This is a genomic window from Serratia marcescens (assembly GCF_029846115.1).
GTDB classification, from domain to species: Bacteria; Pseudomonadota; Gammaproteobacteria; order Enterobacterales; family Enterobacteriaceae; genus Serratia; species Serratia marcescens_L.
This window is the reverse complement of the sequence record NZ_JARVZZ010000001.1, coordinates 254864-266833: the sequence shown is the minus strand read 5'-3', so window position 1 is coordinate 266833 and position 11970 is coordinate 254864. Positions and strand designations below refer to the sequence as shown.

9 protein-coding genes and 1 riboswitch are annotated in these 11970 nt (G+C 60.8%); of the genes, 5 read left to right on the top strand and 4 right to left on the bottom strand.

The features are described from left to right. Positions 1–68: 68 nt before the first annotated feature. Positions 69–689, bottom strand: coding sequence for a TIGR04211 family SH3 domain-containing protein (locus QDT79_RS01205; RefSeq protein WP_308316130.1), 621 nt, complete (start codon positions 687–689; stop codon positions 69–71). Positions 690–967: 278 nt separating this feature from the next. On the opposite strand from QDT79_RS01205, the gene QDT79_RS01200 reads away from it, so the two are divergent. From QDT79_RS01200 to hldE, 3 genes are all read left to right on the top strand, one after another. After that, complete coding sequence (locus QDT79_RS01200; protein ID WP_063988659.1) at positions 968–2275, top strand: CYTH domain-containing protein; 1308 nt, start codon at positions 968–970, stop codon at positions 2273–2275. Between the two features lie 45 nt (positions 2276–2320). After that, on the top strand, positions 2321–5158 hold the full coding sequence (gene glnE, locus QDT79_RS01195) for a bifunctional [glutamate--ammonia ligase]-adenylyl-L-tyrosine phosphorylase/[glutamate--ammonia-ligase] adenylyltransferase (protein ID WP_308316129.1): 2838 nt from the start codon (positions 2321–2323) through the stop codon (positions 5156–5158). Positions 5159–5235: 77 nt separating this feature from the next. Beyond that, positions 5236–6666 (top strand): bifunctional D-glycero-beta-D-manno-heptose-7-phosphate kinase/D-glycero-beta-D-manno-heptose 1-phosphate adenylyltransferase HldE, encoded by a 1431-nt coding sequence (gene hldE / locus QDT79_RS01190; RefSeq protein WP_063988661.1) that lies wholly within the window; start codon positions 5236–5238, stop codon positions 6664–6666. A gap of 58 nt (positions 6667–6724) precedes the next feature. Here the strand turns inward: hldE and ubiK are convergent, their stop codons facing one another. Continuing rightward, entirely contained in the window at positions 6725–7000 is a 276-nt protein-coding gene (gene ubiK, locus QDT79_RS01185; RefSeq protein WP_004937216.1) for a ubiquinone biosynthesis accessory factor UbiK, read from the bottom strand. Positions 7001–7145: 145 nt separating this feature from the next. Next, positions 7146–7306: riboswitch (FMN riboswitch) on the top strand. 110 nt (positions 7307–7416) lie between these two features. On the opposite strand from ubiK, the gene ribB reads away from it, so the two are divergent. After that, a complete protein-coding gene (ribB, locus tag QDT79_RS01180) occupies positions 7417–8070 on the top strand; it encodes a 3,4-dihydroxy-2-butanone-4-phosphate synthase (RefSeq protein WP_004937218.1) in 654 nt (217 codons plus the stop codon). A gap of 53 nt (positions 8071–8123) precedes the next feature. Here ribB and QDT79_RS01175 read toward each other — a convergent pair whose 3' ends face one another. Further along, positions 8124–9656, bottom strand: coding sequence for an alkaline phosphatase (locus QDT79_RS01175; RefSeq protein WP_308316128.1), 1533 nt, complete (start codon positions 9654–9656; stop codon positions 8124–8126). A 322-nt stretch (positions 9657–9978) separates the two neighbouring features. Between QDT79_RS01175 and ygiD the strand changes: the two genes are divergently transcribed. Further along, a complete protein-coding gene (ygiD, locus tag QDT79_RS01170; RefSeq protein ID WP_033654819.1) occupies positions 9979–10761 on the top strand; it encodes a 4,5-DOPA-extradiol-dioxygenase in 783 nt (260 codons plus the stop codon). A gap of 47 nt (positions 10762–10808) precedes the next feature. On the opposite strand, the gene QDT79_RS01165 is transcribed toward ygiD, so the two are convergent. Further along, positions 10809–11969, bottom strand: a complete 1161-nt coding sequence (locus tag QDT79_RS01165) for a glutathionylspermidine synthase family protein (protein WP_063988663.1) — start codon at positions 11967–11969, stop codon at positions 10809–10811. Between the last annotated feature and the right edge of the window lies 1 nt (position 11970).

The window sequence follows — 11970 nt, the reverse complement described above, 5'->3', positions numbered from 1 at the left end:
CGCGGGATGTCGGCACCAATGAAAAGGGCGCCCGCAGGCGCCCATACTCAAACTGAACGATACTGAGATCAGTTCATCCAGCGGTTGTTGTTCTTGCGGCGCGGGATCAGGTGCGGCAACAGCAGGCCCAGCAGCAAACCGACGCCGGCGACGCCGCCGCCGTACATGAACCACTGCAGGATAATGGTGCGCTGCTTGTCGTCGAGCTGCAGGTTAACGGCGTTGACCTTCTTCTGCGCGACCACCAGCTGGTTTTTCAGATCCTGGTTTTCCTTCTGCAGGCTGCTGATGGTGCTGTCGCTGCCCGCGACTTTCTCCTGCATTTCCGAGGTGCGCTGGTTCCAGGTGTTGTCGATGTTGGCCAGCTTGTCGGTCAGGGTTTTCACCTGCTGTTCCAGCTCGGGCACGCGAGTGCGCAGGCTTGGCATCTGGCTGAGCTGGTCGAGCGGGATCCAGGTGGTGCGGCCTTTCGGATCGCGGATCTGGCCGTAGTTAGTGCTGTCGTTGACGCTCAATAGGGTGACTTCTTCACCGGCGTTCAGAGTGCCGACAATACGGTACTGATTACCTGGGCCGCTATGGACGTAAGTGCTTAACTCATCGGAGATATAGCGTTTATCTTCGGCATGTGCGGCCCAAGTGATGCTGAAGCTCAGCGCGGCAAGGCAAATCAGGCGTAATTTCTGCATTAGTTCATCGTTTCTGGGTGAATTTATGGAACGATAGTAGAGGGTTCAGTCTGACGACGCAACGCCAAAACCGGAATGAGAACTATCTTACTGTGGCTGATTCTGTGAGTTGCGCAGCGTTTTATAACGTAACAGGTTTTTTCTACAGTTAGCAGGGTTAAGGCGCCGGGAATCGCGGTAAGATAACGGCAACTGTGCGTCAGTGGGCAGCATACGGCGGGCCGAACGCGCCGCGCTGAAACCGACGTGAATGCATAACTTATTGGTGTTAAAGAATTATGACCGTTGAAATTGAACTGAAATTCATCGCCGCGCCGCAAGCGGTGGCCGCTCTGCCGCAATGGCTCGCCGCCTGGCCGCATCAGCATTCCGCGCCGCAAAAGCTGACCAACATTTACTTCGAAACGGCCGACAACGTCCTGCGCCGTCACGACATGGGGCTGCGCATTCGCGGTTTCGACGATCGCTATGAGATGACCATCAAAACCGCCGGTAAAGTGGTGGGCGGCCTGCACCAGCGCCCGGAATACAATGTCGCTATCGCCGAGCCGCAGCTGGCGCTGGCGCAGTTTCCTGCCGACATCTGGCCGCAGGATTGCGATATCGCGGCGCTGCAGCAGGCGTTGCAACCGCTGTTCCGTACCGATTTCGTGCGTGAGAAGTGGGTGGTTACTTACGGCAAAAGCGAGATAGAGATTGGCCTGGACCAGGGCGAGGTGCGTGCCGGTGACCTCAGCGAAGCCCTGAGCGAGATCGAGCTGGAGCTGTTGAAAGGCGATACCGCCGATCTGCTGGCGTTGGCCGGTGAGCTGGCGGCGCACGACGGGTTGCGTCAGGGCAGCCTGAGCAAGGCGGCGCGCGGTTACCACCTGGCGCAGGGCAATCCTCCGCGCGAGGTGCGCCCACTGCAGGTGCTGAAGCCGGCGGCCAAGGCGACCGTGGAGCAGGGGATGATCGCCGCCTTCGAGCAGGCGCTGAGCCACTGGCAGTACCACGAGGAGCTGTGGCTGCGCGGCGACGCGCAGGCGCGCGCTTCGGTGATTGAGGCGGTCGGAACGATCCGCCAGGCGCTGGTGATCTTCGGTGGCCTGGTGCCGCGCAAGGCCAGCGCCGATCTGCGCGCCCGCCTGACCGAGCTCGAACCGCTGTTGGCGGACAAAGCCGCACAGCCAGAGACCCTGTGCTACAGCACGGCCTATCTGCAATGTAAGTTGGCGCTCACATCATGGCTGGTGAGCGGCGCCTGGCGGCCGTTTATCGATGCCAAAGGGCAGGCCAAGCTGGACGGTTCTTTCAAGCGCTTCAGCGACATCATGCTGGGGCGCAGCGGCGCGGAGCTGAAAGAAGCCTTCAGCCGTATGCTGAACGAAGATGAATATCAGGAACAATTGCCGCGCCTGACGCGTCAGATTTCGGCGCTGGTCCTGCTGTCGGGCGCCTACCCCGACGAGCAGACCGGGCCTTATATCGAGGCCTGGCGCGAGCTGCAGGCAGCGCTGAGCGAGCGCCGCCAGGGCTGGTATGAAGCCAGCCGCAAACAGGCCTTATCGCATGCGCCATTCTGGTTAAACGGCGCGCTTCGTTAATCCAGCCGGCCCGCCAGCCGTGGGCCGCAGAACGGGTCATACACTATGTCGCCACTTTCAGCCGCGTTACAGGCTCAGGCACAGCAGGTTGTGCAGCGTTTTCAGGAAGTTCACGGCGCGGACTGCGCCTTTAGCGAACAGGAGCAGTGGGTGCTGGCGTCGAGCGATTTCGTCAGCGACGCGCTGTTCGCCCAGCCGGCCTGGCTGGCGACGCTGCGCGAACAGCCGCCGGCGCCCGGCGAGTGGCAACACTATGCCGCCTGGTTGCAGGACGAGCTGGAAGAGGTGCGCGATGAGGCCCAGCTGATGCGCACGCTGCGTCTGTTTCGCCGTGAAACGCTGGTGCGCATTGCCTGGGCGCAGGCTCAGGGGCTGTGTTCGACCGAAGAAACGCTGCTGCAGCTGAGCGGATTGGCGGAAACGCTGATCGTCAGCGCGCGCGACTGGCTGTACCAAACCTGCTGCCGCGAGTGGGGCACGCCGTGCAACGCCGCCGGTGAACCGCAGCCGCTGCTGATCCTCGGCATGGGCAAGCTGGGCGGCGGCGAGCTGAATTTCTCGTCGGATATCGATCTGATCTTCGCCTACCCGGAAAACGGCCAGACCCAGGGCGGGCGGCGCGAGCTGGACAATGCCCAGTTCTTCACCCGCCTCGGCCAGCGGCTGATCAAGGCGCTGGATCAGCAGACCATCGACGGCTTCGTTTATCGCGTCGACATGCGGCTGCGGCCGTTCGGCGACAGCGGCCCGTTGGTGATGAGCTTCGCGGCGCTGGAAGATTACTATCAGGAGCAGGGGCGCGACTGGGAACGTTATGCGATGGTGAAGGCGCGCCTGATGGGCGGCGCAGAAGACGCCCACAGCCAGGAGCTGCGCAAAACGCTGCGGCCGTTCGTGTTCCGCCGCTATATCGATTTCAGCGTCATTCAATCATTGCGCAACATGAAGGGCATGATCGCCCGTGAAGTGCGGCGTCGCGGCCTGAAGGACAACATCAAGCTGGGTGCCGGCGGCATTCGGGAAATCGAATTCATCACCCAGGTATTCCAGCTGATCCGCGGCGGCCGCGAGCCGGCGCTGCAGGGGCGTTCACTGTTGCCGACGCTGCAGGCGGTGGGTGAGCTGGGGCTGCTGGAGGCCGAGCAAGTGCGGGCGCTGAGCGCCGCCTATCTGTTCCTGCGGCGGCTGGAGAATCTGCTGCAGGCGATCGGCGATCAGCAAACCCAGACGCTGCCGCAGGATGCGCTCGATCAGGCACGGCTGGCCTACGGCATGGGGCTGGCGGATTGGCCGGCGCTGATGGCGACGCTGGAGTTGCACATGCAGGCGGTGCGGGCGGTGTTCGACGACCTGATCGGCGACGATAGCCCGGATGTCGGCGAAGATCCCGACTACCAACACTACCACAGCCTATGGCAGGACGCGCTGGAGGAAAATGAGCTGGCGCCGTTGACGCCGCACCTGGACGAAGAGGGGCGCCGACAGATGTTGCGCACCATCGCCGATTTCCGCCATGACGTCGACAAACGCACCATCGGCCCGCGCGGCCGCGACGTGCTCGATCAGTTGATGCCGCGCCTGTTGGCGGAAGTGTGCCCGCGCCAGGACGCGCCGACCGCGCTGGTGCGACTGGCGCAGCTGCTGCTCAGCATCGTCACCCGTACGACCTACCTCGAGCTGCTGGTGGAGTACCACGCGGCGCTCAGCCATCTGATCCGCCTGTGCGCCGCGTCGCCGATGGTTGCCAACCAGCTGTCGCGCTATCCGCTGTTGCTGGACGAACTGCTGGATCCGGCCACGCTGTATCAGCCGGTGGCGCTGGATGCCTACCGCAGCGAGCTGCGCCAGTACCTGCTGCGGGTGCCGGAAGACGACGAAGAGCAAAAGCTGGAGGCGCTGCGCCAGTTCAAACAGGCGCAGCAACTGCGCATCGCCGCGGCGGATATCGCCGGCGCGCTGCCGGTGATGAAAGTGAGCGACCACCTGACTTATCTGGCGGAAGCGATCATCGACGCGGTGGTGCAACAGGCCTGGAGCGACATGGTGGCGCGCTACGGCCAGCCGACCCATCTGCAGGAGCGTGAAGGGCGCGGCTTTGCGGTGATCGGCTACGGCAAGCTGGGTGGCTGGGAGCTGGGTTACAGTTCCGATCTCGATCTGGTGTTCCTGCTGGATTGCCCGCCGGAGGTGATGACCGACGGCGATCGCTGCATCGACGGCCGTCAGTTCTACCTGCGGCTGGCGCAGCGGGTGATGCATCTGTTCAGTACCCGCACCTCCTCCGGCATTCTGTATGAGGTGGACGCGCGCCTGCGGCCTTCCGGCGCCGCGGGGATGCTGGTCAGCACCGTCGAGGCGTTCGCCGACTACCAGCAAAATGAAGCCTGGACCTGGGAACATCAGGCCCTGGTGCGTGCGCGCATCGTGCATGGCGATCCGGCGCTGCATCAGCAGTTCGACGCGATCCGGCGCGAGATCCTGTGCAAAACGCGCGATGCGGAGATCCTGAAGCGCGAAGTGCGCGAGATGCGCGAAAAGATGCGCAACCATCTCGGCAACAAGCAGCGCGATCTGTTTGATATCAAAACCGATGAGGGCGGCATTACCGACATCGAATTTATCGCCCAATATCTGGTCTTACGCTATGCGCCGGGTGAACCGCGGCTGACGCGTTGGTCGGACAACGTGCGCATCTTCGAGCTGATGGCCAATTACGACATCATGCCGGAAGAGGAGGCGCGCGCGTTGACCCAGGCCTATGTCACCATGCGCGACGAGATCCACCATCTGGCGCTGCAGGAGCATTCCGGCAAGGTCGGCAGCGAGCTGTTCGCCGCCGAGCGCGAGCAGGTGCGTGCCAGCTGGGCCAAATGGCTGGATTAATACCTTTTTGCGGGTATTCCGGCGGTCTGTGGTAATATCTGCGCCACTAAAATTTTGTACTTTTTTGGAGTTATCGGATGAAAGTTACGCTGCCTGATTTTCGCCGCGCCGGTGTGCTGGTGGTCGGTGACGTCATGTTGGATCGCTATTGGTATGGGCCGACCAGCCGCATTTCACCGGAAGCCCCGGTGCCGGTGGTCAAGGTCGATACCATCGAAGAGCGTCCCGGCGGCGCGGCTAACGTGGCGATGAACATCGCTTCGCTGGGAGCCACTTCCCGCCTGGTGGGCCTGACCGGCATCGACGATGCGGCGCGGGCGCTAAGCGCCAAGCTGAATGAAGTCAACGTGCGCTGCGACTTCGTCTCGGTGCCGACCCATCCGACCATCACCAAGCTGCGCGTGCTGTCGCGCAACCAGCAGCTGATCCGTCTCGACTTCGAAGAAGGCTTCTCCAACGTCGATCCGCAGCCGATGCTGGAGCGTATTCAGCAGGCGCTGCCGCAGATCGGCGCGCTGGTGCTGTCCGATTACGCCAAGGGCGCGCTCAGCCAGGTGCAGGGCATGATCCAACTGGCGCGCGCCGCCAAAGTGCCGGTACTGATCGATCCGAAAGGCTCTGACTTCGAGCGCTATCGCGGCGCGACGCTGCTGACGCCGAACCTGTCCGAGTTCGAAGCGGTGGTGGGCCACTGCAAGGATGAGGCGGAGCTGGTGGAACGCGGCATGAAGCTGGTGGCGGATTTTGAGCTGTCGGCGCTGCTGGTTACCCGTTCCGAACACGGCATGACGCTGCTGCAGCCGGGCGTTGAACCGCTGCATTTGCCGACCCAGGCGCAGGAAGTGTTCGATGTGACCGGCGCGGGCGACACTGTGATCGGCGTGCTGGCCGCCTCGCTGGCCGCCGGTAATTCGCTGGAAGAGTCCTGTTTCCTGGCTAACGCCGCCGCCGGCGTGGTGGTGGGCAAGCTTGGCACCTCTACCGTGTCGCCCATCGAGCTGGAAAACGCGGTGCGCGGCCGTGCCGAAACCGGTTTTGGCGTGATGACCGAAGCGCAGTTGAAGCATGCTGTCGCGCAGGCGCGTCAGCGCGGCGAAAAAGTGGTGATGACCAACGGCATCTTCGACATTTTGCATGCCGGCCACGTCTCTTATCTGGCCAACGCCCGCAAGCTGGGCGACCGCCTGATCGTGGCGGTGAACAGCGATGCGTCGACCAAACGCCTGAAAGGGGAAACACGCCCGGTCAACGCGCTGGAGAATCGGATGATCGTGCTGGGCGCGCTGGAAGCGGTGGATTGGGTGGTGCCGTTCGAAGAGGATACGCCGCAGCGCTTGATCGCCGACATTCTGCCGGATCTGCTGGTGAAAGGCGGTGATTACAAACCGGAAGAGATTGCCGGCAGTGCGGAAGTGTGGGCCAACGGCGGGGATGTCAAAGTGCTGAACTTTGAAGACGGGCTGTCGACCACCAACATCATCAACGCGATCAAAGACGGTCGCGGCTAACGCCGGGCAATCTAAAGAACAAGGGCGCGCGGTTCTGGTGCGCGCCCTTGGCGGGAATTTATTCGTCTTCCTGTTTGGCTGCCGGTGCCGCGCTCAGTTTGCTTTCCAGCTCGGCCATGCGCTGTTCCAACAGCGCCAGTTTCTCGCGGGTGCGCAACAGCACCTGAGTCTGTACGTCGAACTCTTCGCGGTTAACCAAATCCAAGCGGGTCAGCTGCGACTGCAGGACCTGACGGATTTTTTTCTCAACGTCTTCCCCGAATTCACGAACGCCTTTAGGCATGGACTCATGAACCTGGCGTGCGATTTGTTCGATTTTTTTCGGGTCAATCATGGCGTATCCCTTTCAGAGTTTAATAGCTGCCGCTTAGTGTAATGCGAGTTGCCCGCCGGATAAACCATTAAGCGCATTCGCCGTGCGTGGCCGAATTGTGCTTTTGCCAATTGCCCTGCCTACCCATTAGCGCTATAGTCAACCTGCTTATTCTCAGGGCGGGGTGAAAGTCCCCACCGGCGGTAAATCACCTTCTACGGTGAAAGCCCGCGAGCGCTCAGCCAGCCCGTAAGGGCCGGTTAGAGGTCAGCAGATCCGGTGTAATTCCGGGGCCGACGGTTATAGTCCGGATGGGAGAGAGTAACGGTATCTGCCGGGCTTGTGCCCGCTTGCGTTATTTTTTTAGCTATTGCTAGCTACTCCTCAAGATCGCCCTGGTTCTGGTAATCCATAATTTTTTAATGAGGTTTTTTACCATGAATCAGACGCTACTTTCAGACTTCGGCACGCCGACAGAACGCGTTGAACGCGCGATCGACGCACTGCGCAACGGGCGCGGCGTAATGGTGCTCGATGATGAAAACCGTGAAAACGAAGGTGACATGATCTTCGCCGCGGAAACCATGACCGTTGAGCAGATGGCGCTGACCATTCGCCACGGCAGCGGTATCGTGTGCCTGTGCATCACCGAAGAACGCCGTCAGCAGCTTGAGCTGCCGATGATGGTGACCAACAATTCCAGTCAGTTCCAGACCGCCTTCACCGTGACCATTGAAGCGGCGCAGGGCGTGACCACCGGGGTTTCCGCTTCCGATCGCCTGACCACCATCCGTGCGGCGGTGGCAGACAGCGCCAAGCCGAGCGACCTGAACCGTCCGGGCCACGTGTTCCCGCTGCGTGCGCAGCCAGGCGGCGTGCTGAGCCGTCGCGGCCACACCGAAGCGACTATCGATCTGGTTTCCATGGCCGGTTTCAAACCTGCCGGCGTGCTGTGTGAGCTGACCAACGACGATGGCAGCATGGCGCATGCGCCGGAAGTGATTACCTTCGCCAAACAGCACGACATGGTGGTGCTGACCATCGAAGATCTGGTGGCCTACCGCCAGGCGCACGAGAAAAAAGCCAGCTGACAGCCGGCCGCTTTTCAACGATAAAAAAGCCGCGTTACGCGGCTTTTTTTTATCTACCGTTCTGACAGGCGTTCGCCGATGCGGCTGGCGTAATTCATCACGTGGAAGGTGTAGTTTTCCTCCACCGTGCCCTGGAACAGATGCGCCCAAGGGCCGATGGCGTAGATGCCGAGATCTTCCCCTCCGTGGGTCTCGCTTTTCAGCGGCACCAGCGCCGGCTGAATAAAGTCGGGCGCGGTGGCCTGTTCCATGGTCAATGCCGGGCGTTCGGTCAGCGGGATCGTGCCGCCGGGGCCATTGGCGAAGCCGACGGTGGTGTAAGGCTTGCCGTCGCTGCCCAGTCGCGGTTTGCCGTCGACGCCGACGGAAATGCCGAGGATAGGATTACCTCGCTTGGCATAGCCGGCGATGGTCAACGTGTGGCTGTGATCGCCGGTCACGATCACCAGGGTTTCGTCCAGATTGACCTTGTTGACGATGGTTTTCACCGCCTCGTTCAGGGCGACCGCGTCGCTCAGCGTGCGGTAGGCGTTACCGTTGTGGCTACCGTGATCGATGCGTCCCCCCTCCACCAACAGCAGGTAGCCTTCGGGATTCCTGGCCAGAATATCGATGGCCTTGCCGGTCATTTCCGCCAGCGAAGGCTCTCCCGCTGCGTCTTGCCGCCGATCGTGCTCGAAGTTCATGTGCGATGGCTCGAACAGGGCCAACAGGTGGTCGACTTTGGCCGGTTCGATTTTGGCGAACTGCGCCTGATTCCAGACATATTGCCCACGCTCGCCATAGCGTTGTAGCCAGGCCTGCGTCAGATCGCGGCCATCCTTTCTGGCGCCTTTTTTACCGGGGTATTCCGGATCGCTCACGCTGTCGGGCAGGAAGTTGGCGCGCCCACCGCCCATCGCCACGTTGAGGCCGTTACCGTACTTCATTTCCACCAGCTGGCGCGCGATGTCGCGGCAGCCTGCGGCCAGGGCCGCTGCCGGCATTTTTGCGTCGGATTCCCAATCGCGGTTGGCGATATGGGCATAGGTGGCGCCCGGCGTGGCGTGGGTGATGGTCGCGGTCGTCACGGCACCGGTGGCCATGCCAAGCGTTGCGGCCATCTCCCACAGCGTGGTGACGGCCTTGGTTTGCTGGTCCTCGCAATTGCTGAGGGTCGCCGTATGGTTGAGGCCCATCAGATCGTTGATGGTTTTGACGCCGGTGGTCATCGCCACTGCGCTGGGCGCGGAGTCGGTGATTTGGGCGTCGGCGGAGTAGGTTTTGGCCGCCGCCAGATAGGGGAAGGCCTCCCAGGCCAGCACGTTGGATTCGCCGTCCACGCCGCGCTGCTGCCCTTCAAAAATGCGGGCAGCGGTCACGGTGGAAAATCCCATGCCGTCACCGACCACCAGAATGACGTTTTTGGCGCGGTTGGTGTTTGGCGTCTGTTTTAGCCGCTGTTGCAGCTGAGCTTGCGCCTGAAGGAAGTAAGGGTCTTCGCGCTGCGTCAGCTGCGCGTTGTCCGCCGCGCCGGCGGTTGCCGTCCAGCCGGCGCATAAGGATATGGAAAGTGCCAGGCGGGTTGCCAGTGTGAGTCTGAACATGAATTCCTCCTTGGTGAGACGTAGTTCCCATTGCGCGGCGGGGCTGTCGGCACCCGTCGGCAGAGGAGGAGTGTATAGATTACGTTAACAAAAAATACATAAATTGTTCACAAATTGGATCTGTGTGGCAGTAATGCCATGACATTCATGCTTGTTATTAATCTATTGAAATATATAAATTTTTTATCTTTCTGTTTACCGGCGTATTCCTCCGTTTTTAATTCAAATTTATTGAATATCTTCATCACGGTTATCCGGCTGTGTTGGTGTGGCAAAGCGCGTAATGTAGCGGCATAGCACAATTTGAACTAAGGATCTCCCTATGAACACCTCTCGTATGCCTGCACTGTTTCTTGGCCACGGTAGCCCGATGAACGTGCTGGAAGACAACCGTTACACCCGGGCATGGCGTGCGTTGGGTGAGTCATTGCCGCGCCCGAAGGCGATCGTGGCGGTTTCCGCACATTGGTATACCCGCGGCACTGCGGTTACCGCGATGGAAAAACCCAAAACCATTCACGACTTCGGCGGGTTCCCGCAGGCGCTGTTCGATACCCGTTATCCGGCGCCGGGCTCTCCCGCGCTGGCTGCGCAGCTGCAGCAAATGCTGGCACCGGTGCCGGTGACGGCCGATCTCGGTGAGTGGGGGTTGGATCACGGCACCTGGGGCGTCTTGATCAAGATGTATCCCAATGCCGACATTCCGGTGGTGCAGCTCAGCGTCGACGGTACGCAGCCGGCGGCCTATCACTATGAGCTGGGTCGCAAACTCGCTGCGCTGCGTGATGAGGGCGTGATGATTGTCGCCAGCGGCAACGTGGTGCACAACCTGCGCATGGTGAAATGGCAGGGCGATACCAGCGCCTACCCGTGGGCGGAATCGTTCAATAACTTTGTCCGGGATAACCTGCGTTATCGGGGCGAAAACCATCCGCTGGTGGATTTCATGCGCCATGAGGGGGCGGCGCTGTCGAATCCGACGCCGGAACACTATCTGCCGTTGCTGTACGTGCTTGGCGGTTGGGATGGCAAAGAGGCCATCAGCGTGCCGATCGACGGTATCGAAATGGGAGCGCTGAGCATGCTGTCGGTGCAGGTGGGCTAAAGAAAAACGCCAGTCAGAGACTGGCGTTTTTGTCTTCGGCGGGGCGATCAGCCGAGGATGGTGTGCGGATAGAAGCGCGACAGATCCTGCGTGATCAGTTCGCGATCTTCGCGCAGGCCGATACCGCAAGGCTGATCGTTCACCAGCCAGCTGCCGATCAACGTATAGCTGTCTTCAAACTTCGGCAGCGGGTGGAACTGCTGCACGATCATGCCTTCTTCACCATAAGGTCCGTCCACACGCGCCACTTCCTGACCGTTTTCGACGATCTGGATATTGGCGCCTTCGCGTGAGAACAGCGGCTTGGTGACGTAATGATCCATCGGCGGATGATCGTCTTGCGCGAAATAAGCCGGCAACAGATTCGGGTGGTTCGGGAACATTTCCCACAGCAGCGGCAGCAGCGCTTTGTTGGAGATGATGCTCTTCCAGGCCGGCTCCAGCCAGCGCACGCCGGCGTCTTCGAGCTTGGTGGAGAACATCTCGCGCAGCATGAATTCCCACGGGTAGAGCTTGAACAGGTTGCCAATCACCTGATCCTGCAGATCGGTAAACTGGCCTTTCTCGCCGAGACCAATCTCTTCCATGAACAGGAACTCGGTCGGCAGACCGGCTTCCTGCGCGCAGTCCTGCAGATATTGCACCGTGCCGCGATCTTCTTCGCTGTCCTGGCAGCAGGCCAGGTGCAACAGGCCGAAGCCGTGATGCGCTTTCAGCTCGGCGAAACGCTCGATCAGCTTTTCCTGCAGGCTGTTGTACTGATCCGACTCCGGATCCAGTTTGCCGGCGTTGATCTGGTCTTCCAGCCACAGCCACTGGAAGAAGGCCGCCTCATACAGCGAGGTTGGCGTATCGGCGTTGTTCTCCAGCAGCTTCGGCGGGTTGACGCCGTCGTAGGCCAGATCGAGACGCGAGTACAGCGACGGCTGGTTGGTGCGCCAGGAGCTGCGTACGAACTCCCAGGTGTGTTTCGGGATGCAGAACTTGGTCATCAGCTCGTCACTGCCGACCACTTTTTCCACCACCTGCAGGCACATCTGGTGCAGCTCGGCGGTGGCGTTTTCGATCTCTTCAATCTGCGCCAGCGTGAACTGGTAATAGGCGTCTTCACACCAGTACGGCTCGCCGTACATGGTGTGGAAACGGAAACCGAACTCGGTCGCTTTTTCACGCCAGTCCGGGCGCTCGGTAATAGCAATACGTTTCATG